This window comes from Streptomyces sp. NBC_01013 (genome assembly GCF_045162765.1).
Lineage (GTDB): Bacteria > Actinomycetota > Actinomycetes > Streptomycetales > Streptomycetaceae > Streptomyces.
Genome location: NZ_CP108687.1, coordinates 8,097,431 through 8,119,730 on the forward strand (window position 1 = coordinate 8,097,431; position 22,300 = coordinate 8,119,730).

The window sequence follows — 22,300 nt, forward strand, 5'->3', positions numbered from 1 at the left end:
GCATCCACGGCGTTAGGCACGTAGATCCCGGAAACTTCGGCGAACAAAGAGTGCATCGAATATCCGGGACGGCCCTTGGATCGCGTGCAGGGGGCGGCAGGATGCGCGGCCCTTGCTTCCCGCGACCAGGACTTCTGAGCCGGCAATGAATACGTGGGGTGAGTCACGGAAAGTACCGTGACTCACCCCACGTCCTCGGGTGTGCTTTTTCTACCAGCGATACCAGCGCCCCCGCTTGCCGCCACTTGCGGCCGGGCGGATAACGAACCCGAGAAGCCATACGACCAGCACCACGATGGCAATCCACCACAGGGCCTTCAATGCGAATCCGGCACCGAAGAGAAGCAGGGCGAGCAGAAGAACAAGAATGATGGGAATCATGAGTATCAACCTCCGAGGCCTCATGTGCCCGGGCGCTGGAGCTCCATTCCTGCAAACTTGATGTGCCTTCGAGGGGTGTCATGGCGGACGGTTTCACCGCTCATGGGTCTCACGCCGGCAAAGGGGGTGCGCACGGTGCATTTGAGGGCCGTAGGCACTCGGTCAAATGGTCCCTCCTTCCCGTGATCCAAGGAGAGAAACACCTGATTTCGCGTGCATGGTGGGCGGTGATCGGGGCACATGCTGCTCTGGAGGTTGATAACTATGGTTCCCCTGCTTCTCGTTCTTCTGCTCGCTCTCGTCCTGTTCGGTGCCGGATTCGCCTTGAAGGCCTTGTGGATCGTGGCAGTGATCGTGTTGGCCGTCTGGCTGCTCGGTTTCGTCATGCGTTCCGCCGGCGCGGGTGGTCGCCGTGGTCGTTGGTACCGCTGGTAGGCGGCGACGACGATCAATCGGCACACACGGGGTGGCCCCGACCATCAGGTCGGGGCCACCCCGTGTGTGCGCTCCCAAAGGCTCCTGCGGCTGGGCCGGCCCGCTCGCGCATCGAGGGAAACCGCATTTTCGTGGTCGGACTCGACGAAGCCAACGTGCCGACCCTGAACGTTGCCCCGGACGCGGAGGCGTAGGGGTTCCACCGGCTGCTGAGCATCAGTGAGTTGCAGGAGGGGGAGGTGTCGGTGGCCGATCTGATGAGTCGTGCTCGTGCGATTCTTGATGCCCACGAAGGCAGTATCGACGAGATTGTCGGTTACTGGGACTTCCCGGTCAGCACGCTCGTTCCGATGCTCGGCAGGGAGTACCACACACGCACTACCAGCCTGAAGGCCATCGTCTAATGTGAACACAAGTACTGGAGTCGACTGGAGCAGCAGAACTGCTCCAACGGCCGCCGTAAATGGCCGGGGTGGGAGGTCAGGTCTGTCTCGCGGAAGAGGCCATGACCGGCCTTCAGGTAGCCGTCGAGGGTTATGTGTACGACGGGGAAGTCACCGTCTACGGAGTGCTCGACTCGATCAACTACCCGGATTCTCCCTGCTTCCTGCGCCACCAGTATCCGAGCACGCTTCCCCCGTCCGTGATTCGGAAGCTGCACGAGGTGAGCAAGCGAACGATGCGGCAGATACGCATGGACTCGGCCACATTCAGCATCGAGTACTTCTATGAGCCGACGACCGAGGAGATCAGTCTGCTGGAGATCAATCCGCGACACTCCCAGTCACTCGCGGAACTCTTCCAGTACGTCGAGGGCTGATGGGCATCTCCTGGGGCGCGTTCTCCGCACTCCAGGTCGCTGCCCGCCGGCCGCCGAGCCTGGGGGCCATCGTCATCGCCTCCTTCACGGACGACAGGTATGCGGACGACATGCACTACGTCGGAGGCGCCATGCTGTCCGACAATCTGGCCGAGGCCGGAACGATGTTCGCCTACGCCACCTGCCCACCCGATCCGGCCGTGGTAGGTGAGCGCTGGCGCGACATGTGGCACGAGCGCCTGGACGCCGCTCGGCCCTGGGTTCTGGAATGGCTGCGGCACCAGCACCGCGACGACTACTGGCGCCACGCATCGCTCAGTGAGAACTACCGGGCTCTGCGCTGCCCCGTGCTCCCCTCCAGTAGCTGGGCGGACGGATACTCCAACGCTGTTTACACGCCTCCTCAGCCGTGTCGACGTACCGCGCAAGGGTCTGATCGGCCCCTGATCGCACAAGCTTCCTCACCTCGGCGAACCCGGACCCGCCATCGGGTACCTCCAGGAGGTCGTCCGCTGGTGGGACCGCTGGCTCAAGGGTGCCGACAACGGCGTCATGGACGGCCCCATGATCCATGCCTGGATGCAGGAGAGCGTGCCCCCGTCCACGCCCTACCAGGAGCGCCCGGGCCGATGGGTGGTGGAGCCGGGCTGGCCCTCGCCGCACATCCACGAGGTGACACACCCTCTGCGCGACCACGCGATCGTGCGCGAGGGAGAGGAACGCCCGTGATCAGGGGCGGACGAACCCGAAGGGCGCGTCCACACGATTCAGTCGCCCCTGTCCGTCGGTCAGTTCGCCGGCAAGTGGGCCTCGTACAACGCCCCGCCGGATCTGCCGTACGACCAGCGGGAGGAGGACGGCGGACCACTGGTCTTCGACACCCAGCCGCTGACGGAGCGCCTGGAGATCCTCGGCGCCCCCGCAGTGGACCTGCTCGTGTCGTCGTCCGGCCGCGCGGCCCAGATCACCGTCCGGCTGTCCGACGTCGCGCCCGACGGCCGTGCGACCCGGGTGACCTACGGCGTGCTCAGTCTCGCCCACCGATCCGGTGAAGCCACCCCGAGCCGCTTGAGCCGGGCAAGAACTACCGAGTCCGTGTGCCGCTCAACGGAGTTGCCCAGGCGTTTCCGCCGGGACACCGCATTCGGCTCTCGCTCTCCACGTCGTACTGGCCGCTCGTCTGGGCGCCCTCACCCGCCCGGCTGAGCGTTCATGAGGCCGGCAGCCGCCTCACGCTGCCTGTCCTGCCCGCCGAGGCCCCGGACGCGGTGCCCCCGGCACCCTTCGGCGACCCCGAGGGGTGTGAGCCGCCGGAGGTCACTCAGCTGACCGAGCCCGAACAGGCGTGGACCGTGTCCAGGAACCTGGTCGACTACCACTCCTCGCTCGACACCGTGAAGGACCGAGGGCTGCAGAGGTACGAGGAGAACGGGATCGAGGTCGGGCTGAGGGCCCATGAGTGGTACACCTCCATCGCGGACGACTTCGGATCGGTGAGCGGTGAGTCGGCCTGGACCATGCGGTTCGCACGTCCCGCATGGGACGTCCGGGTCGAGACCCGCACGATCCTGACGTCGAACGAGACCGAGTTCCGGGTTGACGCCACCTTGGATGGTTACGAGGACGGCCGGAGGGTCTTCTCCCGCACCTGGAACGAGAGCGTGCCGAGAGTGAACGTCTGAACCCCGCCCGTGTCCGCTCAGGAACGCATCCTTCAGTCCGCCGGATGTCCCGGGGCGATGTCGCGGCCGTCAGCCAGGGACAGGAGGGGGAAGCCGTCGGCCGCGGGGTGGTCCGCAGCCTCCGGGACGAGCAGGAACCCGACGTGGTCGCCGCCGTCGATGCGGTTCTCGATGCTGCCGACGAACCAGGCGGGCGCTTCGTCGAGGACCGGTGCCCCGCCCGGGCCCGGGTGCCAGGCGGTACGGGTGAACTTGTCGGTCCTGTCCCCGCTCTCGCCGCCGAAGAGGTGGGCCAGACGGTCTTGGTCGTGTCGGAGCAGGTGGACGGCCAGCCGGTCGGCACGGGTGGCGACGCGGAAGGTCCGGTTGGCCTTCGACAGCCACACGATGAACCGGGGCGGCCGGATGGAGCACTGCGAGGCGAAGCCGACCAGGCAGCCGGCCCGTTCGCCGGTTGCCTCCACGGTCACGACATACAGCGGGTAGTCGAGGGCGGCGGTGAACGGGTCCAGGGCGGTCACGGTTCTCGGCTCCTCATCCGCGCGATCGGGTCACGGGGCACGTTCAGATGCTTCGCCGGGCAGCGTACTCATTCAGGTCGCGGAAGCTCCATCCTGGCCTGCCCGTCACTAGGGGTGGAAGCCGGCGGCCCCGTCCGCGCGCACCCACGACTGAGTGGCACCAGTGCCTCCGGGGGCTCGCAGAAATGCTGCGGGGCGGCACGGCTCGGCGCCTGCTTCGGGCAGCACAGCTGGGCCGCTCGTTCTGGATCATGCCGCGCGAGGCGGGGTCCGGCATGATCCAGAACGAGCGGCCCCAGGGCCATCGATCCGCTCGCCGCGACGGGGGCGGCACCCCGCCTCGCCCGAACGGCCGACGACCATCGTCGAGACCGCGGAGCAGGGGACCCCACCCACGACAGTCACCGCCCGCTGTCAGTGCACAGCGCGCCGGCGGGCCGCCGCGGCGCACGGGGGTCCTCGCTTCCCGGGCCCACCAGCAGTCGGGCTGGGACCGGCCGGCGGGGGAGTATGCCGGCTGATGCGGGACAAGCGGGTGCTGTACGGGCGGCGCGCCTCACGCCAGGAAGTCGGACAGAATGGCGAAATATTCCTTTCGCCCAGGTTTGGCATCACCCAATCCGGGCTAAGCGAGGTAGCGCGACGCCGTTTCGCCCTTCGGCGCGACCGGCTGCGCACCCACAGCAACATGATGGAGGGCAGCCTGATGACCGACGCTTCACGTGAGCCGACCACCTCCGATTCCGGGGCGCCTGTGGAGAGCGACGAACACTCGCTCACCGTCGGACCGGGCGGCCCGATCCTGCTGCAGGACGCTTACCTGATCGAGCAGATGGCGCAGTTCAATCGCGAGCGGATTCCAGAACGCCAGCCCCACGCCAAGGGCAGTGGAGCCTTCGGACACTTCGAGGTCACCAACGACGTCAGCGCCTACACGAAGGCGGCCGTCTTCCAGCCAGGGACCAGGACCGAGCTGGTGACCCGGTTCTCCACCGTCGCGGGGGAGCGGGGCAGCCCGGACACGTGGCGTGACCCGCGGGGCTTCGCGGTGAAGTTCTACACCAGCGAGGGCAACTACGACATGGTGGGTAACAACACCCCCGTGTTCTTCATCAAGGATCCGATGAAGTTCCAGCACTTCATCCGGTCCCAGAAGCGCCGCGCGGACAACAACCTGCGTGACCACGACATGCAGTGGGACTTCTGGACCCTGTCGCCCGAGTCGGCCCACCAGGTCGCATGGCTGATGGGTGACCGAGGGATTCCCCGCAGCTGGCGCCACATGAATGGCTACACCTCCCACACCTACATGTGGATCAATGCGCAGGGCGAGCGGCACTGGGTGAAGTACCACTTCAAGACCGACCAGGGCATCGAGTGCTTCACCCAGCACGAGGCCGATCAGATGGCCGCGGCGGACACCGACTACCACACCCGGGATCTCTTCGAGCACATCCGCGACGGCGACTACCCGAGCTGGACCCTTCACGTACAGGTCATGCCGTACGAGGACGCCGCGGAGTATCGGTTCAACCCGTTCGACCTGACCAAGGTGTGGCCGCACAGCGACTATCCGCTGATCGAGGTCGGCCGGATGACCCTGGACCGCAACCCCACCGACAACCATGCCGAGATCGAGCAGGCGGCCTTCCAGCCGAACAACATGGTCCCCGGCATCGGCCCCAGCCCGGACCGGATGCTGCTGGCCCGGCTGTTCGCATACGCGGATGCCCACCGGTACCGGATCGGAGGCAACTACCAGCAGCTTCCCGTCAACGCGCCCGTCGTCCCGGTGAACACGTACTCGAAGGACGGGGCGATGGCGTACCGCAAGACGACCGATCCCGTCTACGCGCCGAACTCCAAGGGCGGCCCCGCGGCCGACACCGCCCGCTACGGGAGCCCGCCCAGCTGGTACGCCGACGGGGACATCACCCGGGCCGCGTACGTCTCCCACTCCGAGGACGACGACTGGGGCCAGCCCGGCACCATGGTGCGTGAGGTCTTCGACGACGCAGCCCGTGAGCGTCTGGTGGACAACGTCGTGGGGCATCTTCTCAACGGGGTGACGGAACCCGTGCTGCAACGAGCCTTTGAGTACTGGTCCAACATCGACAAGTCGATCGGTGAGCGGATCGAACAGGGGGTCCGCGCCAAGGCGGACGAGAAGGATCCCAAGGCGGCCGAGCAGAGCAACCCTGCGCGACGGGACATGCAGGCAAAAGCCTGACGGCGGACGCGGGTCCCCGTGACGGATGCCCGCACGAGTTGTTCCGTCCGTGGAGGATGGCCACTGCGTCTTACGGGCCCGCAGGACGCTGCCGTGTCCTGCGGGCCCGAACGAACGCTCCGGGTGCGAGCGGTACTTCGACCTGTCGATAGCCTCGCCGCCATGATGCGCTCGTGGATTCTTCCGATGTTGTTCGTGCTCTGCGGCTCAATGATGGGGACCGGGCTGATCCTCCGGGGGAGCGCCGGCGAAGGGGCCGCAGTCCTGTTGGCGTTCGTGCTGCTCGCAGCCGTGAACTCGCCTCTGATCTTCCCGAAGTCGATCAGCGCGGTGGAGGCAGAACGACGTACCGCGGTCGACGGTAGGCCTGTCGTCTTCTGGCGGTCGGGCTGCAAGTACTGCCTGCGCCTGCGCATCCGGCTGGGCCGTGGCGCTCACCGGCTGCACTGGGTCGACATCTGGCGAGATCCGGCCGGGGCGGCGATGGTACGGGAGGCCTGCGACGGCAATGAGACCGTGCCCACGGTCTTCGTGGCGGGCCGGCCGTACGTCAACCCTGATGTCCAGTGGGTGAGAGGCCAGGTCGCCTCCTCGGAGTGATCGGGTGTGAGGGCCATGCCGTGAGGGGCCCAGTGTCGGCCAGGGTCGCCCCCCACGCACCGGCCACGGCTCACGTCGGTGGTTCCTGCCGATCGGAGCGGGCCGCGCCCAGGCAGTGGTGACCGGACGGGACTCATGAGGTCGTGCTCGCGCGCTTGACGGGGAAACCGTGTGTGCGAGCGGCGACCGTGACGACCAGCACCGGCATCAGGAGGACGAGGACGGTCCAGGGAAAAGAGGCGGAGCCGACCATGTCGAGAAGGATGCCGCCGGCGACTCCGCCGCCGGCCATGGCCACGTTCCACAGGGTGACGAGCATGGCTTGCGCGGCGTCCGCCGACTCGCCCCCCCGCGTCGCCCGCGGCGGTCTGCAGGAGGGTGGGGACGCCTCCCCATCCCAGACCCCACAACAACACCGCGAGACAGACCGGAGCGGGGCTGTCGGCCGGCACTGCCAGGATGACGGCCGCCACGGCGACCAGGAGGGTGCCGGCGATGGTGAGGGTGCGCAGCCGCCGGTTGATGTGCGCGCCCACGATCCAGATGCTCACCAGCGAGGCTGCGCCGAAGAGCAGTAGCACGAGGCCGGTGGAGTCTCCCATGTCGAGCCGGTCGAGGAACGTGGCGATGTAGGTGTAGAGGATGGTGTGGGCCAGCACGAACACCAGTGTGACGAACAGAACCGGTGCCACGCCGGGAATGGTGAGGGTACGCCGCATCGGCATCCGGCCTTCCGGCCGCTGCCCGGGATAGTCCGGGACTATCGCGGTGATCCATGCGAGCAGGACGATGGTGAGTGCGGTCATGATCAAGAACGCCACCCGCCAGTCAAGGGTTTGTCCGAGGAAGGTCCCTGCGGGCACTCCCAGTGACAGGGCGATCGGAATGCCGGCCATGGCGATCGCGATCGCTTTGCCCTGCAGGTGAACGGGTGCCATTCGGCGGGCGTATCCGGCCAGCAGTGCCCACGCCGTGCCTGCGGCCACCCCGGCGACGAACCGGGCCACCATGGTCAGCGGAAAGTTCGCCGAGACAGCCGTGACCGTGTTGGCGACGGCGAACCCCGCCATCGCCGTCAGCAGCAGCCGCTTGCGCCGCCACCCTGCTGTGGCCGCGGTCAAGGGGATCGCCGTGAGTGCGGTCCCGATCGCGTAGATCGTCATCGTCTGTCCCGTGGCGGACTCGCCGACCTTGAGGTCGGCACTCATCGCGGGCAGCAGGCCGGCGGGCAGCGTCTCGGTCAGGCTGGTGATGAAGACGGCTGTGGCCAGCGCCAACAGCGCCGGCAACGGGAGCTTCTGATCCTCGGATCCGGCACGGGAGTCGGCTGGTCGTGCGGCGTGGTTTCTCATGGCGCGTATGCTCCAGCCATCACATTGGTGTGAAGGTCAACGGGCCCAGGAGTGAGGTGGAGCACATGCGCATCGGAGAGCTGTCGGAGCGCACACGAACACCCCGTCGGCTGCTGCGCTACTACGAGGAGCAAGGACTGATCGTCGCTGGGCGTTCCCCGAACGGCTATCGCGCGTATGACGAGTACAACGTGGACCGGGTCGTGCAGATCAGGGGGCTGCTCGATGCCGGATTGCCGACCCGGATCATCAAGCAGATCCTCCCGTGCCTCGACAAGCCCCGGATCATCCACTTTTCCGACGCGACGCCGGAGATGATCGCCACGCTCGAATTCGAGCGTGACCGCATGACCGAACGCATCAGATGTCTGACCCGCAACAGGGACGCCGTAGCCGACTATCTCGACGTGGTGCGCGGCAACAATCGTCCAGCCGCAGCCTCAGAGGTATCCGCAACGTCATGACGGGCGACGGCGGGCGGGCGGCATCGACCTCGGGCCTCCAGCAGTGCGGGCCGCCGGCCGGCGACACGGCGGCCTCGGAAGCAGCTTCGCGGAATTCCTCGGCCGTGTACGTGGCGCCCTGGAGAGACGCGTCACCGCTCCTCGCGTCGCTGAAGGAGGTATGCCGCAGTCAGAGCGACGGCACGGTCCTCGTCATCCGACAGCTTCCCGAGTGCACGTGACGCCATGGCACCCGGGATACCGGCCAGCGCCTGAGTGAGCCGGCTGCGGGCGGGATCCTGTGCGGTGTGCTGGGCGAGACGGTCGAGGAGCCCGGTCGCGATGTGGTTCGCGTCCGGGGTTTCGCTCGCAAGCACACTGAGGGCATCGGCGGCATCACTGTCGTTCGCCCCCTCCGCGATCATGTCGATGAGCGTCGGGATCGCATCGGCTGTTCCGCGTGAGCCGAGCGCCAGAGCCGCCTGCCTGCGGACCGCGAGGTCGGGGTGCGTGAGGGCCTGCCGCAGCTGTGCCGCAGCCTCCTCGCCGGGCATCCTGGCGAGGGACTGAACGGCCCGCTCCCGCACCGCGGCCACCGGAGCGGTGAGGCCCTCCGCCAGCAGCACCGAGCCGTCGTCGCCCGACCGGGACAGCGCCCATCTCAGGGCTCCGGCAACGTTCGGCTCGGTCTCGGTCAGTGCCGCCTCGACCAGAGCCTCCACAGGCACCGGAATCTCGTGGACCGAGGCAAGGGCCGCGCGTTGGCGCACTCCGGCACTCGTCGACCTCAGCGCTTGAAGGAGCGCAACGGCCTGGAGGACGTCCTCCCAGCGGGCGGGGTCCGCCGCGTCGATCCGGCACAGCCGAGTGAGGAGTTCGGTCTCGGCCTCCATGCGTTCGCGTGTCTGACGGATGAGGTCGCCGACGAGCTCCGACGGCATGAAGCCCGGATCGTCGAGCGCACGCCCGATCTCACGCAGTGAAAGCCCCAGTGACCGGAGGCTCTCGATATGGAAGATCCGTCGGATGTCCCCCTCGGAGTACTCCCGATATCCGGAGCCCGTACGACCGGAAGCCCGTACGAGCCCGAGCGTCTCGTAGTGCCGGAGCATGCGGGCGCTCACTCCGGACCGCTGCGCCACCTCACCGATCAACACGCCCTATTCTCCCCCCGGCACGGACCCGCCGAGGGCCACGACGCGCTTCGCCTCCTCGATCGCGCACTCGAATCCCGAATCCGGGTCGCTCAGCAGGCGTTGTGTGGCAAGAGCGTGGACCCGCACGCGCGGGTCACGGACCGTCGCGGTACGCAGAGCGGGGACGATCACCTCACCCAGGGCCACCAGTGCGCGGCTCAGACTCAGTTGTGTCTCCCGCTCACCGCGCCCGAGGTGCGCCGACAGAGCCGACGCCAGAGCCGGCTTCTCGCTTTCCGGCACGAGCACGACCGCGGCCCGCCAGGCGCTCCGGGCCACCTCCGGGTCGGCGTCGGACAACAGCGACCGGGTGACCGCAGGCCACGCCCGCCGGTCCCCGATCTTGGACAACGTATGCAGCGCCTGGCTCCGTGCCTGCGCATGCTCCGAGCGGACCTCCTGAACCAGCCGGGGGAGCGTGACGGACACCGGGTGGCGAGTGAGCGCCCAGGTCAGCATCTCTCGGACGTAGAGCTCCGGTTCGATCCCGCATCGCTCGACGAGCGTCTCGACGAAGCGCGGGTCAGGTGTGGTGCCGAGCTCCAGAGCGGCCCGCAGTCGTACGGACGAACTGTCGTCCCCCAGCCCCCGGAGCGCACGCATCGCATCCGTGTCCCGTTTCGTGATCGTCATGTGGACCACCTCCCTGGCAAGCAGTGAAGGCCCTGTCACCGTGTCAAGGTCAAGCCGGGCCCGCCGAGCCATGACGCCGGCAAGAGGAGAGACGGAGACGCTTCCAGGAGGCCCGCACGGCGAGAAGGCGTCCGACGCCTGGCGGGACAGTGGCCACCAGGTCACCGGAGGCGCTGGTGGCACCGGCGTGATCGGGATCCTGGACGGCGCTGACGCCCTCTGAGCGAGGACGGTCTGACGGCGAAGGTGCCCCGACCCGCCGTGGTGCTCGCCCAGCACGTCCTGCGTACCCGGCCGGATACGTCGGCACCGCGGCGGGCTCCCCCTGTCGGCTGCCGCCGACAGCCTGTGCGTCACGGTCCACGGGCGGGGGGCTCACGGCTCCATGCCGCAGTCCGCGGTCGGCCAGCGCGACGGCGCCTATGTCGTCCCGTCGTTGAGGGCGATGCCCAGTTCTACGGCCACCGTGGTGAGAGCAGCCCCCAGAGGGAGAGCGATGCGGGCGACGGCATGCCGGTCGCCCCGGGTCAGATCCCGGTTCACGATCAGCACGGGCTTTCCGGCCTGGGCCGCGTAGCGAACGAACCGGAGTCCGGACATCACCGTCAGTGAGGAGCCCAGGACCAGCAGCGAGGCGGCGTCACGGACCAGCGTGCGGCAGTGCTCGACCCGCTGTGGGGGCACGGCTTCGCCGAAGAACACCACGTCCGGTTTGAGGGTGCCGCCGCAGACCGTGCAGGGCACCACACAGAAGTCGCCTACCTGTTCGTCGGTGAGGTCGGCGTCACCGTCCGGGTTGATCGCGGCGGCCACCGGTGCGAAGCCGGGATTGGCCTCCTCCAGCCGCCGGGCGAGTTCGCGGCGCAAGCTGGAGGCGCCGCAGGAAAGACAGACGACGCGTTCCAGGCTTCCGTGGAGTTCCACGACGCCCTCGCTGCCTGCGGCTTGGTGCAGACCGTCGACGTTCTGCGTGATCACACCGGAGAGCAGACCGCGCCGCTCGAACGCGGCGACGGCCCGGTGCCCTGCGTTGGGACGGGCGCGGCCGAAGGTACGCCAGCCGAGATGGCTGCGCGCCCAGTACCTGCGACGGGCCTGGGCGTCGGCGGTGAAGTCCTGGTAGGTCATCGGAGTGTGCCGGCTCAGGCTTCCGCCCTCGCCCCGGTAGTCGGGGATCCCCGATTCCGTGGAGATACCCGCTCCGCTGAGCACCAGTACGCCGCCGGTGCTCAGCGCTTCGGCCACCGGCTCCAGATCGGTGATGGCGGGGGGCAGCTCCTCGGTGGGGGTCCAGCTGAGGGTGGGGCGCATGCGCATGTGTCCAGAGTACGGAACAGGCCGCCCTCACCGATGGCCCCGTCCATGGCACGCGCCAACTGTGCGAGGAGGCCGGAGTTCTTCCTGCGCCCCCTTGACCGGGCGTCCTGCCAGGCTGCTCGGGCTGCCGGACGGGGGAGGGCGGCCGCGTCGCTCACCGCTCCGGCACGGCCTCGGTCAGTTCCGGCTCCAGGCCCTGGGCCACCGAACTGCGGCGCCTGCCGGAGTCGGCGCGCCAGGCCTCGAAGGCCCAGGCGGTCGACGCCACCACGGCCAGACCGAGGAGCCAGCCGCCGACCACGTCGCTGAACCAGTGGACGCCGAGCGCGACCCGGGTGAAGCCCACACCCACCACCGAGAGCACCGACCCGCCCCAGCACAGAGCCCGCAACCAGCCACGGGGAACCAGCGGTAGCAGGACGAGCATCAGGATGGCGAGCGAGGTGGTGGCGGTCATCGCGTGACCCGAGGGGAAGGAGAAGCCCGGTGCCTGGGCCACCGGGTCAGCCAGAGAGGGCCTCGCCCGCTCGACCACGGTCTTGACCAGCAGCCCCGTCAGGGCGCCGGCCACCGCCGTCACGCCGGACCAGGCGGCCAGCCGCCAGGCGCGGCGCCAGAGCAGCCAAGCCGTCAGCAGGGCGACCAGGCAACGCAGCGTCGCCGGATCCCAGACCCAGTCGGACAGGAAGCGGAGGGCGCTCGTCCACCCGGGGTGTGCGAGCGCGGTCGCGTGCAGCCGCCGCGCCGCGCCCGCGTCCATGACACGCAGTGGGCGCCATCGGCCCTCGACGAGGACGAGAAGAAGGCCGAAGGGCACGGCGGAGAGCGCGGCGACGGCCACAGCGCCGAGCAGCCTGACACCGAATCTGCGGTCCGCCCGCGCGCGGCGCTCACGACGCAGCGGGCCAGTCGCTCGTGCAACCATTCACGCTCCCGGATCGGGGTGGATGGGACCGGGCCGCCGGGCACGCGCGGCTTCCAGTTGCGCGGCGAAGGACAGACCGAGAAAGAGGGCGATGGAGGTCAGATAGGCCCAGAGGAGCAGTGACATGAAGGCACTCAGAGGGCCGTAGACCGTGTCGAAGGACCCGCTGATCGAGAGATAGAGGCTGAGCAGCCAGGTCAGCATCGTCCACAGCACCAGGTAGACGGCCGCCCCGAACGCCAGCCAGGTGTAGCCCGGCTGCGTGCGACGAGGGGATCGACGGAAGATCGCGCTCGCGGAGATGAGGGCGAGCAGCAGCCCGCACGGCCAGCGCAGCAGGTCCCAGGAGCTTCCGGCGCCGTCGTCGAGACCGTAGACCGTCACAGCGGCTGCGGCCAGGTCGCCTCCCACCACCATCAGGATGAAGCCGATGCCCAGCGGGATCCCGGCAGCCAGCGCCATCACCAGACCCCGGAAGTACTTCCGGTGGAAGGGGCGGTCACGCTCCACCCCGTAGATCCGGTTGGCGCCGCGTTCGATCTGGCACATCGCCGTGGTGACGTTCACCAGCGAGAAGGCCAGTCCGAACCAGAGCGTGAGCTGAGAGCCCTCCCCGGCGCTCTGCTTGCTCCGGTCGAGAGCATCGTCCACCACCTTGGCGCTCGGTCCCGCCGCGAGGCGGTGGATGGTCAGTTCCGCCAGCCTTCCGACGTTCTCCGTGTGCAGTGAGGCGGACAGCCCGACGAAGGCGATGACGAGCGGTATCACGGCGAGCACGGTCTGCAGGGCGAGCGCGCGGGAGTGGCTGAAACCGTCGGCGTACCGGAAGCGGACGAAGGAGTCACGCACCAGGGGCCAGCCACCGTAGCGGCGCAGCGATGCCAGTGCCTCGTCGGCGGAGAGTTCGTCACCTGCCATGTCGCGGGTCTGCGGGACGCGGGTCGCGGTTCCCATTCACTCGCCCCCCGTCGGCAGGAGGACCGTGAGGGCCCCGGCCTCGACTTCGGCGACGAGCCGTCGGCCCGGTCGTACAGGATCTCCGTCGATCTCGCGCGGCTGCACGGGGGAGAAGTGGATTTCCGCGCGGCGGAAGGTGAAGTACTCCACCGGGGTGCCGGCAGCGGTGCCGTTGTCGGTCTCGGTGCTGTTCGCGGGAGGGAAGCTGCCCTGCGTGGACGGGCGAGGGGGTTTCGAACGGCCCCGCAGCAGTATCCCGATGACACGCAGCCAGCCCGTGGGCCCGTGCGGGTCGAAGACGGCGAGATCCAGGACCCCGTCGTCGGGTTCGGCGACCGGGACGAGGGCAGCGCCGCCCTGCACCCTGCCGATGTTGGCGAGGAGCACCGTACGGGCGGTGCGGTGCAGGACCGGCCCGCTGTCGAGCCGGATCGACACGGCCATCCGGGGTGCTCGCAGACTGCGGACACCGGCTACCACGTAGGCGGGCCAGCCCAGGACGGACTTCGCGTGGTCTCCGGTGTTCTCCAGCATCGCGGCGTCCAGGCCGGCGCCGGATATGGCGGTGAAGCGGGTCGCCGGGAGGGAGTCGCCCTCGATCCGCCCCATATCGATACGGCGAGCGCCGCCCGACAGCGCGGCGTCCAGGGCGTCCGCGGGTTTCAGCGGCAGTCCCAGGTTCCGGGCGAGCAGGTTGCCGGTGCCGCAAGGCACCACGGCCAGGGGGACCCCGGTGCCGGCCAGTGCGTCCGCCACCGTTCGCACCGTTCCGTCGCCACCGCAGACCACGACGAGCGACGCGCCGTCACGAATGGCTGCGGCGGCCTGGCCGCCGCCCGGATCGTCGGCAGTGGTGGCGACGAACTCCGCGGCATGGCGGCCGTGTTGTTCCAGGACCAGCCGCAGGTGGTCGCGTTCCGCATCATCCGTGACGGTCGGGTTGACGATGACGACGGTGTGGCCGGCAACGCGTTCGGAGCGTTGCTCCGCTGCCTCCAGCGCGACCTCCATGGCGTTCGACGGCGCAGGGGCGGGGCTGTGGCCGTCGGTCATCAGGGCGCGGCCGACGATCAGGAGCGACAGGCTGCCGTTCAGCAGTCCGCCGACGACATCGGTGGGATGGTGCATCCCCCGGTAGAGCCGCGCGAGGGCCACCAGCAGCGGTACGAGGAGCAGCAGCCCGCCGACCGCCTTCCGCCACGGGCCCCGGATACGGGAGAGCGCCAGAACGGCGAGTCCGGCGTAGAGCGCCGTGGCGGCACCCGTGTGGCCGGAGGTGTAACTGGCCGTCGGCGGCGAGGCGTCGAGGCGGTCCACATCCGGCCGGTCGCGGTCCACGGAGGTGGAGATGACCAGGAACACCAGTGCCTGGAGGGAGACGGAGAGGGCGAGGAACACCGCCTCCCGCCATTTCGGCAGCCGGGGTATCAGGATCAGCCCCAGACAGGCCAGTACGGTGACGATGACCACCGTGCCGGTGTTGCCGGCCTCCGACGCGATGAGTGACGCGTCGCTGAGGGCTCCTGTGCGTAGGCGCTCGAAACCCTCGTTGACGTGGTCCTCGACGGTCAGCGGCCACACTCCGTTGGCGGGTCCGGTGATCAGGAGACCGAGCCCGACCATCAGCGCGGCCTGACAGACGGTCAGTGCGCCGATCCGCAGTGCGGCCGGCCCGCTGCCACTGGTCAGGGCGGGCGATCGCCCGGGGCGGGAGCCGGCAGGGGGTGCCGCGGCAGATCGGACCGGTCTCTCCGGCAGGGCGGTAGGCATGGGGCTCCAAACTCTCGGCGTAGCAGGACTGCGGTGGTGGCCGGCCGACGGCTCGGACCTCCCGGTGCTCCGCCGTGTGCCCCGGAATCCGTCCGCGTACGCGTCCATTCGGCTCTCCCCACCTGCCGGTGGGGCGGAGCTCCGAGGTCGCCGTCGCCCGCCGACGTGGCACGGGTCATGTGCCGGGATCCCCGGGGCTGATCGACCTGCCGGGATCCCCGGGGCTGATTGGCTCAGGGCGCGGCGCGCCTCGACTGCGGCAGCGACCGCAGGTGGAGGATCGGTGGGGCGGTGGTCTCGACATGTGCCACCCGGCACCGCCCTACCTCGTGAGGAGAGACCCGGTCATGAAACCGTTGATCGACCCGCTGTTCCAGTCCTTCGCCACCTGGGTGCCGGGACCCGGCAAGGACGACACCCTCGGTGTCGTCCCGGGGGACGCGTGACCGCCGCCCCGCGCGGGGGAGCGCCCGGCGGTGGCCGTTACGGTGAAGCGTTCTTCCGCCCCGAACAGGCGGGGGAGGACGAGCGCATCGACTTCGGAGCCCTCGCCTACGACGACTTCACCATGGCACGGCTGCGGGCAATCGGGGCGGGCCCTGGGTGGCGCTGCCTCGACGTCGGGGCCGGAACGGGCACGGTCTCCTGTCGGCTGCTGGACGAGGCCGGGGTGGAGAGCGTGCTCGCCGTGGACCGCGATGTGCGGTTTCTCGCGGAGCGGGCCGTGCCGGGGCTCGACGTGCTGGAAGCCGATGTCACCGCCCCGGACTTCGTCTCCGGCCGCTTCCAGCTCGTCCACGCACGCTTTGTACTGATGCACCTGCCCGAGCACAACCGTCTGATCAGGGCATTGGCCGAACGTGTCGCCCCCGGCGGTGTGCTGGTGCTCAGCGACGCGGTCGACCTCACGAGTGACCGGACGCCCGGCACGCCGTACACCATCGCGATGCGGGCGATGTGGCAGGGGCTGCGGACCACGATCGGTACCGATGTCTCGTGGGTGCCGTCGTACCCGCAGATGCTGCGCGGGGCGGGGCTCAAGTCCGTCGCCGCCGAGATTCATGTGCCGCCGCTACTGCCGGGCAGCGCCCTCAGCAGGTTCTGGGCGAAGACGTGGGAGCGCAGCAGAGCGGCGATGGTCGCCACCGGGCTCGTCGACGATGCGGCCATCGATGTGGCGGTCCGGTATCTGGGGTCCGATGAATGCGCCGCGCTGTCGGCCGGCATGCTCACCGTCTGGGGACGCAAGCCGGAGGAGGGGGCGGGATGAGCAGCGGCCGACCAAAGGGCTGTCTGTCCCGCGAGCCCCAGTTGTGCCGTTCAATTCGCCGCCTCAGGTGCTCAGGTTTCTGCCCCGCGGCTCAGGCTCAGGTGCTGAGGCGCCTGCCCGACGACGGCGCAGACTCAGCGGGCACCGCGGTCGAGTAGCGGCCCGGTGCACTGCCGCGTCGGCACCGGCCGGCGGGTGACCGACGGGGCAGCATGTCGCAGATGAAGGAGTCGGATGCGTGCGCGGTCCGCTCGTCAGGACATCCGCCCGATCGCTGAGGGGCTGTTCGCCGGAGCACGGGTGTGCGGCTCCTGGGCGCGGGTAGTCGAAACGACGTCCGGAGCCTGGATACCCGTGAGACCGGAGGATGGCCATGGCGGTGCCGAAGACGAGCGTGCTGGTGCTGGACTGCGCAGCGCCGAAGGAACTGGCCGACTTCTATGCCGTGTTGCTCGATGCGGAAGTCCGTGTCGGTCACGACGCCGATATCGTCGAGGTGGTGGGCAACAGAGGGGTCCATCTCGCGATCCGCAAGGACCACGGCTACGCGCCGCCCAGTTGGCCGCGGCCCGATGATTCTCAGCAGGCTCATCTGCGCATTCTGGTCGCACGGGAGGACATGGACGAGGCGGAACGCGAGGCCGTCGGTCTCGGCGCGCGTCCCCTGGACACGAAGGACAACGGGGGAGTCCGAGACACGCGGCTCTACTCGGACCCCGCTGGGCACCCCTTCACGTTGGCCACACCTGGCTGACCTGCGGTACGGGCCCCGATCCTCCCGCGGTGCGGGACAGCCTCCGAGGTCCCCCGAAGCTCGCATGGCGTGGCCGCGAACGCGCGCAGCGAACCCGTGAACCCATGAACCCATGAACATACGAAGGAGTCCTTATGTCCTCTTCGATCGTCGAGACCGTCGATATGAAGGCCCCGGTGGCCGTCAGCTGGGCACTGTGGAGTGATGTGGCGCAGTGGCCCAGGTTCCTGAGCCATGTCCAGCGCGTCGATCCGCTGGACGAACGCCGGTTCGCCTGGCAGCTCGCCCTGCCGGGGGTCGACAAGAGCTTCGTGGCCGAGCTCACCGAGGTCATAGCGGAAGACCGGATCGCCTGGAAGACGACGGAGGGCGTCCATCACGCCGGCGTCGTCACCTTCCATCGACTGGACGAGGAGTCGAGCCGCTTGACCCTGCAGATCGAGTACGACCCCCAGGGATTCGTGGAGCACCTGGGAGCCCTCACCAATCTCGACTCCGTTCTGGCCAACTACGACCTCGGTGAGTTCCAGAAGCTCGCTGAGCGGACCGCCACGGGCGACGTGAGCTGACCGTCGCACTCATGCATGCCTGCCTGCCCCGGCCCGGCCTGCCCCGATTCTTCCTCAACGCTCCTTCACCGGGGCGTGACCGCTCGCTCGGATTCTTCCCATGTACCAAGGACGCGCCATCGCGCGGCAGGTACGTGTCCGGACCGGCGTGCGGGTACAGCTGTAGCGCGCCCGAACGGCCGCTCGGGGGTCGGCGAGCCCGGGGCAGGCGGGGCTGCATCGCCGACGACGGTCCCCGACGCACCCGCTCCGGCCGACTGTCTACCGTCGAACGGGTGAGGATCGCCTGCTCGGCGGGGGCGGCCGAGGCGCGGGAAGCCGGGGAGGCGCAGGGGCTGCGGGGCAGTAGCCGGCCGCGGCAGCACCTGACCGGCCCGTTTCCCAGCGGCTCCGACGGGATACACGCGTTGCATGAATACCACTGGGGCGTGGGAACGCCTGATGTGTACGCTCCGTACGGTCCTGCCGTCCGATGCGGGCCCGGGCCACGTCTTGATCGCGATGGACCGTGTTGAGCGTTCCGAGCGCGCCGACCGCCTGGCCGATGCCTTGCGGCGCACGGTCCGGGCCGTGCCCATGGGACCCGGGAGGGACGTGCTGCACGGCCGGTGGCTGGGCCATCCCGTGCATCCCCTGATGGTGCAGTTGCCCCTCGGCAGCTGGATGTCCGCCGCGGTGCTGGACTGTCTGCCCGGCAAGCAGCGGGCAGCGCGCACCTTGGTCGGGGTGGGGCTGGTGGCCGCGCTCCCCGCGGCGGTGGCCGGCTGGACCGACTGGGCGGAGCTACGCCGCCCGCAGATGCGCGTCGGTCTGGTCCACGCGGCCAGCAACGCGGCAGGTGTGGCGCTCTACGCCGTTTCGTTTGCCGCCCGAACCCGCGGCCACTTCGGACGAGGCCGGCTGTGGGGCCTGGCCGGGCTCACCGCGGTGAGCGTCGGCGGCGCCGTGGGCGGCCATATGGCCTTCCGCCAGGCATCGGGAGCCAATCACGCTGAACACTTTCCCGACGTCGTCGGACCGGGCTGGCACCGCATCGGCAATCTGTCGGACTTTCCGGTGGGCGAGCCCGTCCGCGCCCACGTGGGCGACGAGCCGGTCGTGGTGGTACGCGAGGCGGCCGGCGCCGTCCATGTGCTGGCCGACCGGTGCAGCCACATGGGTGGCCCGCTGTCCGAGGGGGAACTCGTCGACGGCTGTCTCCGCTGTCCCTGGCACGGCAGTGCCTTCCGTCTCTCCGACGGATGGAATGTCACTGGCCCGGCCACGGCTGCCCAGCCCTTCTTCGTCACCCGCGTCACCGACGGCCGGGTGGAGGGACGCCTCGGCCATCTGCACGAGACCCAGGCTTCGAAGTCCGACGACGTCGGGACCGAACGGTAGACGAGGAAAGCGTTCGGCCCTGCTGAGCCCGGTCCCGAGGGCATCGTCCTGGCGCGGACCGAGAGGATCGCCCGAAGGCTGCTGGGGGCTGCGCCGGGTTCGGGCGGATCCCCGGAGTCCGGGCCACGGCGGTCACCATCCGCGGAAGTCCTTCGACACGGTGGTCTTCCTCAGGGCTGCGGGACAGCCCTTGATGTGAGACCCGCCTCGGCCGGGGCGCCCACGGGCACGCTCCCCGCGAGGCCCCGCCCGTGTGGACCGGGCCTCGCGTCGTGGGCTGCCCGTCACCCTGTCGACTCATCCGGGGTGGGGTGTTCCGGGTGGACGCCGGCGTTGCGGGCGGTGCTGCGGCCCGCGCCGGCTTCATCGGGGTCGGGCTTGGCGGTCTCCGACTCGGCTGCGTGTTCGGAACCCGGCGGGGGGAGTACGTCGAGGGCGTCCTCGCCGTCCTGGACCTGCTGGTCGGGCATATCGGCGGGTGTCGGCGGCGGGCTGCCCTCCGCCCCGGTGTAGGCGGTTCCCTGGCGTCTGCGGTCGGTCATGTTCCTGCTCCCGTCGGTGCGCGCCCACCCCGGTGTGTGGCGGGCTGGTCTCGCCCCTCGCGTACCCGCTGCGCCCGACGGGACTCACGGGCGCCCTGCGGTGCGCTGTCCCGGGTACGGGGCATGGAGCGGGGGGCCGGAACCGCAGCTGGGGCCCCGGGCGCTCTCCATTCCTATTCTGCGGTCGGCGTACAAGGGTCGCTCGTGAAAGCCGAACCACGCTCGGGCGGAGGTAGGTCGTGCCGCACCGGGTAGGCGGCGACACGGGTGGCCGACCGCGTCGCCCCACACGCGAGACAAGGGGAACCTGATGGACGGGATCGTTCTGCTCAAGGAAGACCACAAGACGGTGGAGAAGCTGTTCAAGCAATTCGAGAAGGCCGGTGACAACGCCCACGCGGAGAAGCGGAAGATCGCGGACCGGGTGATCGACGAACTCACCACCCACACGTGGATCGAGGAGAAGATCTTCTATCCGGCGGTCCGCGAAGCAGCCCCCGACACCAAGGACGACGTTCTTGAGAGTGTCGAAGAGCACCACGTCGTGCTGTGGATGCTCTCCGAGCTCAAGGATCTCGACCCGGCCGACGAACGGTTCGACGCCAAGATGACCGTCCTCATGGAGAACGTGCGCCACCACGTCGAGGAGGAGGAGAAGGAGTGGTTCCCCGACGTGCGCAAGGCCATGGGCCGCAACCGGCTCACCGAACTCGGCGAGCAGATGGAAAAGGCGAAGAAGCAGGCCCCGGGTGAGCCCCTCGCCGTCCCCAGCGCCGGCCAGTAGCCAGGGACGAGCGAGACGGGCTCAGTGAACGCCGCCCGCAGGACCGCTGAAGCCGATCGGCAGACCTACGGCACCGACGCCTCGGTGAACGCGAAACCGGCATCGCGGGCCTCGGAGCTGGTCCGCGTCGAGAGGCAACTGGCCCGTGTGGAGCACACCCAGCAGGGCAAACGCTTCGGGAAGGGAGCGGCCTCTTCGGCGCCTCGGGCCCCATCCGCATCGTGGCAGGCCCGGCTCCGGCAGCGACCGGCATAGCCGCACTGCATCACTTCCGGTGCGGGACAGGTCCTCGTCGTCACGGCGGTTCTGGCGGGCAGTGGCCGCCGCGCTCGCCCTGTCCGGGAAGAGCCGGATCGCCGAGGCCGGCGCCGCCCCGAGCGGACCATCGACAGCGGCAAGGCTGATCTGGCCGAGATCAAGGAGAAACCACACCGATGAATGACACATCCCGAACCAACAGCGGCAGCCCCACCCCCGACGAGTTGCGCACAAAGGCCGAGCGCACGCGCGATGAGCTCGGGCATACCGTCGAGGCGCTGGCCGGCAAGGCCGACATCAAGGCGCAGGCGAAGGAAAAGACGACTGCTGTGAGGGCACAGGCCGCTGAGAGCGCCGCCATGGCATCCGGCCAGATCCGGGAGACGGCCCGGCGGGCCGCACAACTGATGAAGGACAAGACGCCCGATCCCGTCCTGCAGAAGACCGCGCAGGTCGTGGCACAGGTGCGTGAAAGCACAGCCCGGTCAGGTCAGTACGCGGCGGCCAAGGCTCCCGATCCGCTACTCAGGAGCGCCGACCGTGCTGCGACCGCCGCACGAGCCAACCGCGCGCCGATCATCGCAGGTGGTGTGCTGCTCGCCGCCTTCCTGCTGACGCGCCGCAGCCGGGGGAGCCGCTCATGAAGACGCCTCGAATCTCCTACAAGCCGCTCGGGCTGGCTATGGGCACTGCCGGCGGTTTGATCGCTGGGGCTGCTTTCAAACAGGCGTGGAAGGCCATCGCAGGTGAGGAGGACGCCCCGGATGCCACGGACGAGGACCGGTCCTGGGAACAGGTCCTGATCGCCGCTGCCCTCCAGGGCATGATCTTCGCTGTCGCCAAGGCCGCAGTCGCGCGCTCGGGCGCCGTGGCCACTCGACGTCTGACGGGCAGCTGGCCGGGCTGATGAGCCACGAGGCCGTCCGGGGGCGAGGGCGTATGTCGCCGGCACGGCCCGCCCCGCGGGCGTCACCACGGACGACGGAACCGAGGGGCCAGGGATCTCCTTGACCCTGAAGTGCAGTTGCTTGCACTTCTTGCGTGTCCGCTGGTCGATCACCGACGACGCGAGACCCCTGCCGGCGACCCTCGTGAGCCGCCACCGCCTTTCACGCTGGGCCCGTGCTCGTTTCCCCCGGCAGCTGGACGCGTCAACGAATGCGCGGCCTCACGAGGTGGACTGCGCTCCTGATCGGCCCGGCACCCTCGGGTCCACAGCGGTCAGCCGCCAGGATGCGTGAACGCACGGGCCTTCCGAGCCATCCGCCTGTTCGTGTGGACGGAGAGCTTGACGACTTTGACCCCCGTCGCCGTCTGCCACGTCGGGATCACGGCGACTGCGGACCGCTGCGACAGTGCCGAGTACCACGCCGACGGCGAGCACGATCAGCCCTCGTAGCCAGACCTCACCTTCTACCTGGGTGGCGACCAGGACGCAGGAGCCTGCCCCGAGTACGGGAAGTGCCGTGGGCGCCCGGAAA

Annotated in this window: 20 protein-coding genes and 3 pseudogenes; 13 read left to right on the forward strand and 10 right to left on the reverse strand. The window is 69.2% G+C overall.

The annotated features are described in order from the left end of the window. Positions 1 to 210 precede the first annotated feature (210 nt). Entirely contained in the window at positions 211 to 381 is a 171-nt protein-coding gene (locus tag OG538_RS35100) for a hydrophobic protein (protein WP_406099665.1), read from the reverse strand. A 264-nt stretch (positions 382 to 645) separates the two neighbouring features. Between OG538_RS35100 and OG538_RS35105 the strand changes: the two genes are divergently transcribed. The 3 genes and pseudogenes from OG538_RS35105 to OG538_RS35115 form a co-directional block, all read left to right on the forward strand. Further along, the gene (locus OG538_RS35105; RefSeq protein WP_136326944.1) at positions 646 to 816 is read left to right on the forward strand and encodes a hydrophobic protein; all 171 of its coding nucleotides are present in this window, start codon (positions 646 to 648) and stop codon (positions 814 to 816) included. Between the two features lie 110 nt (positions 817 to 926). Continuing rightward, positions 927 to 1,633 (forward strand): annotated as a pseudogene (locus OG538_RS35110) (hypothetical protein); the annotation flags it as partial. After that, a pseudogene (locus OG538_RS35115) lies at positions 1,630 to 3,318 on the forward strand (CocE/NonD family hydrolase); the annotation flags it as partial. The pseudogenes OG538_RS35110 and OG538_RS35115, both read left to right, overlap by 4 nt. A gap of 32 nt (positions 3,319 to 3,350) precedes the next feature. On the opposite strand, the gene OG538_RS35120 reads toward OG538_RS35115, so the two are convergent. Then, positions 3,351 to 3,839, reverse strand: coding sequence for a flavin reductase family protein (locus OG538_RS35120; protein ID WP_406099667.1), 489 nt, complete (start codon positions 3,837 to 3,839; stop codon positions 3,351 to 3,353). Positions 3,840 to 4,545: 706 nt separating this feature from the next. Here OG538_RS35120 and OG538_RS35125 point away from each other — a divergent pair. Next, the gene (locus OG538_RS35125; RefSeq protein WP_406099668.1) at positions 4,546 to 6,069 is read left to right on the forward strand and encodes a catalase; all 1,524 of its coding nucleotides are present in this window, start codon (positions 4,546 to 4,548) and stop codon (positions 6,067 to 6,069) included. A gap of 162 nt (positions 6,070 to 6,231) precedes the next feature. Continuing rightward, positions 6,232 to 6,669, forward strand: coding sequence for a glutaredoxin domain-containing protein (locus tag OG538_RS35130; RefSeq protein WP_406099670.1), 438 nt, complete (start codon positions 6,232 to 6,234; stop codon positions 6,667 to 6,669). 133 nt (positions 6,670 to 6,802) lie between these two features. Here OG538_RS35130 and OG538_RS35135 read toward each other — a convergent pair. Beyond that, positions 6,803 to 8,021, reverse strand: a pseudogene (locus OG538_RS35135) (MFS transporter). A 65-nt stretch (positions 8,022 to 8,086) separates the two neighbouring features. On the opposite strand from OG538_RS35135, the gene OG538_RS35140 reads away from it, so the two are divergent. Further along, positions 8,087 to 8,485, forward strand: coding sequence for a MerR family transcriptional regulator (locus OG538_RS35140; protein WP_406099672.1), 399 nt, complete (start codon positions 8,087 to 8,089; stop codon positions 8,483 to 8,485). Positions 8,486 to 8,616: 131 nt separating this feature from the next. Here OG538_RS35140 and OG538_RS35145 read toward each other — a convergent pair whose 3' ends face one another. The 6 genes from OG538_RS35145 to OG538_RS35170 form a co-directional block, all read right to left on the reverse strand. Further along, positions 8,617 to 9,621: a HEAT repeat domain-containing protein gene (locus OG538_RS35145; RefSeq protein WP_406099674.1), complete on the reverse strand. Its 1,005-nt coding sequence runs from the start codon at positions 9,619 to 9,621 to the stop codon at positions 8,617 to 8,619. A gap of 3 nt (positions 9,622 to 9,624) precedes the next feature. Next, a complete protein-coding gene (locus tag OG538_RS35150) occupies positions 9,625 to 10,293 on the reverse strand; it encodes a HEAT repeat domain-containing protein (RefSeq protein WP_406099675.1) in 669 nt (222 codons plus the stop codon). Positions 10,294 to 10,713: 420 nt separating this feature from the next. Beyond that, positions 10,714 to 11,610 carry an NAD-dependent protein deacetylase gene (locus tag OG538_RS35155; RefSeq protein WP_406099676.1) on the reverse strand — a complete coding sequence of 299 codons (897 nt, stop codon included), beginning with the start codon at positions 11,608 to 11,610 and terminating at the stop codon, positions 10,714 to 10,716. Between the two features lie 154 nt (positions 11,611 to 11,764). Continuing rightward, positions 11,765 to 12,535 carry a phosphatase PAP2 family protein gene (locus OG538_RS35160; RefSeq protein ID WP_406099677.1) on the reverse strand — a complete coding sequence of 257 codons (771 nt, stop codon included), beginning with the start codon at positions 12,533 to 12,535 and terminating at the stop codon, positions 11,765 to 11,767. Further along, positions 12,536 to 13,489, reverse strand: coding sequence for a YihY/virulence factor BrkB family protein (locus tag OG538_RS35165; RefSeq protein ID WP_406099678.1), 954 nt, complete (start codon positions 13,487 to 13,489; stop codon positions 12,536 to 12,538). It abuts the gene before it with no gap. Next, positions 13,490 to 15,262 (reverse strand): diacylglycerol kinase family protein, encoded by a 1,773-nt coding sequence (locus OG538_RS35170; RefSeq protein ID WP_406099679.1) that lies wholly within the window; start codon positions 15,260 to 15,262, stop codon positions 13,490 to 13,492. A 442-nt stretch (positions 15,263 to 15,704) separates the two neighbouring features. Here OG538_RS35170 and OG538_RS35175 point away from each other — a divergent pair, with 442 nt between their 5' ends. The 4 genes from OG538_RS35175 to OG538_RS35190 all read left to right on the forward strand — a co-directional run bounded on the left by OG538_RS35175 (position 15,705) and on the right by OG538_RS35190 (position 19,235). Further along, positions 15,705 to 16,532 (forward strand): class I SAM-dependent methyltransferase, encoded by an 828-nt coding sequence (locus OG538_RS35175; protein WP_406099680.1) that lies wholly within the window; start codon positions 15,705 to 15,707, stop codon positions 16,530 to 16,532. A gap of 373 nt (positions 16,533 to 16,905) precedes the next feature. Continuing rightward, positions 16,906 to 17,286, forward strand: a complete 381-nt coding sequence (locus tag OG538_RS35180; protein WP_406099681.1) for a VOC family protein — start codon at positions 16,906 to 16,908, stop codon at positions 17,284 to 17,286. A 134-nt stretch (positions 17,287 to 17,420) separates the two neighbouring features. After that, positions 17,421 to 17,855, forward strand: coding sequence for an SRPBCC family protein (locus tag OG538_RS35185; protein WP_406099682.1), 435 nt, complete (start codon positions 17,421 to 17,423; stop codon positions 17,853 to 17,855). A 411-nt stretch (positions 17,856 to 18,266) separates the two neighbouring features. Further along, the gene (locus OG538_RS35190; protein ID WP_406099683.1) at positions 18,267 to 19,235 is read left to right on the forward strand and encodes a Rieske 2Fe-2S domain-containing protein; all 969 of its coding nucleotides are present in this window, start codon (positions 18,267 to 18,269) and stop codon (positions 19,233 to 19,235) included. Positions 19,236 to 19,519: 284 nt separating this feature from the next. Here the strand turns inward: OG538_RS35190 and OG538_RS35195 are convergent, their stop codons facing one another. After that, complete coding sequence (locus OG538_RS35195) at positions 19,520 to 19,777, reverse strand: hypothetical protein (RefSeq protein ID WP_406099684.1); 258 nt, start codon at positions 19,775 to 19,777, stop codon at positions 19,520 to 19,522. Between the two features lie 310 nt (positions 19,778 to 20,087). Between OG538_RS35195 and OG538_RS35200 the strand changes: the two genes are divergently transcribed. The 3 genes from OG538_RS35200 (at position 20,088) to OG538_RS35210 (ending at position 21,726) form a co-directional block, all read left to right on the forward strand. After that, positions 20,088 to 20,561 carry a hemerythrin domain-containing protein gene (locus OG538_RS35200; protein WP_406099685.1) on the forward strand — a complete coding sequence of 158 codons (474 nt, stop codon included), beginning with the start codon at positions 20,088 to 20,090 and terminating at the stop codon, positions 20,559 to 20,561. A 434-nt stretch (positions 20,562 to 20,995) separates the two neighbouring features. After that, complete coding sequence (locus OG538_RS35205) at positions 20,996 to 21,463, forward strand: DUF3618 domain-containing protein (protein WP_406099686.1); 468 nt, start codon at positions 20,996 to 20,998, stop codon at positions 21,461 to 21,463. Beyond that, positions 21,460 to 21,726 carry a DUF4235 domain-containing protein gene (locus OG538_RS35210; protein ID WP_406099687.1) on the forward strand — a complete coding sequence of 89 codons (267 nt, stop codon included), beginning with the start codon at positions 21,460 to 21,462 and terminating at the stop codon, positions 21,724 to 21,726. Before OG538_RS35205 ends, OG538_RS35210 begins: the two co-directional genes overlap by 4 nt. Positions 21,727 to 22,300 lie beyond the last annotated feature (574 nt).

What these genes read in the sequence shown, in the direction of transcription:
- OG538_RS35105 (WP_136326944.1), top strand. Translation starts at nt 646, where the DNA reads ATGGTTCCCCTGCTTCTCGTTCTTCTGCTCGCTCTCGTCCTGTTCGGT.
- OG538_RS35210 (WP_406099687.1), top strand. Translation starts at nt 21,460, where the DNA reads ATGAAGACGCCTCGAATCTCCTACAAGCCGCTCGGGCTGGCTATGGGC.
- OG538_RS35155 (WP_406099676.1), bottom strand. Translation starts at nt 11,610, where the DNA reads ATGCGCATGCGCCCCACCCTCAGCTGGACCCCCACCGAGGAGCTGCCC.
- OG538_RS35165 (WP_406099678.1), bottom strand. Translation starts at nt 13,489, where the DNA reads ATGGGAACCGCGACCCGCGTCCCGCAGACCCGCGACATGGCAGGTGAC.
- OG538_RS35190 (WP_406099683.1), top strand. Translation starts at nt 18,267, where the DNA reads ATGAATACCACTGGGGCGTGGGAACGCCTGATGTGTACGCTCCGTACG.
- OG538_RS35195 (WP_406099684.1), bottom strand. Translation starts at nt 19,777, where the DNA reads ATGACCGACCGCAGACGCCAGGGAACCGCCTACACCGGGGCGGAGGGC.
- OG538_RS35160 (WP_406099677.1), bottom strand. Translation starts at nt 12,535, where the DNA reads ATGGTTGCACGAGCGACTGGCCCGCTGCGTCGTGAGCGCCGCGCGCGG.
- OG538_RS35185 (WP_406099682.1), top strand. Translation starts at nt 17,421, where the DNA reads ATGTCCTCTTCGATCGTCGAGACCGTCGATATGAAGGCCCCGGTGGCC.
- OG538_RS35170 (WP_406099679.1), bottom strand. Translation starts at nt 15,262, where the DNA reads ATGCCTACCGCCCTGCCGGAGAGACCGGTCCGATCTGCCGCGGCACCC.
- OG538_RS35200 (WP_406099685.1), top strand. Translation starts at nt 20,088, where the DNA reads ATGGACGGGATCGTTCTGCTCAAGGAAGACCACAAGACGGTGGAGAAG.
- OG538_RS35100 (WP_406099665.1), bottom strand. Translation starts at nt 381, where the DNA reads ATGATTCCCATCATTCTTGTTCTTCTGCTCGCCCTGCTTCTCTTCGGT.
- OG538_RS35150 (WP_406099675.1), bottom strand. Translation starts at nt 10,293, where the DNA reads ATGACGATCACGAAACGGGACACGGATGCGATGCGTGCGCTCCGGGGG.
- OG538_RS35205 (WP_406099686.1), top strand. Translation starts at nt 20,996, where the DNA reads ATGAATGACACATCCCGAACCAACAGCGGCAGCCCCACCCCCGACGAG.
- OG538_RS35180 (WP_406099681.1), top strand. Translation starts at nt 16,906, where the DNA reads ATGGCGGTGCCGAAGACGAGCGTGCTGGTGCTGGACTGCGCAGCGCCG.
- OG538_RS35130 (WP_406099670.1), top strand. Translation starts at nt 6,232, where the DNA reads ATGATGCGCTCGTGGATTCTTCCGATGTTGTTCGTGCTCTGCGGCTCA.
- OG538_RS35140 (WP_406099672.1), top strand. Translation starts at nt 8,087, where the DNA reads ATGCGCATCGGAGAGCTGTCGGAGCGCACACGAACACCCCGTCGGCTG.
- OG538_RS35125 (WP_406099668.1), top strand. Translation starts at nt 4,546, where the DNA reads ATGACCGACGCTTCACGTGAGCCGACCACCTCCGATTCCGGGGCGCCT.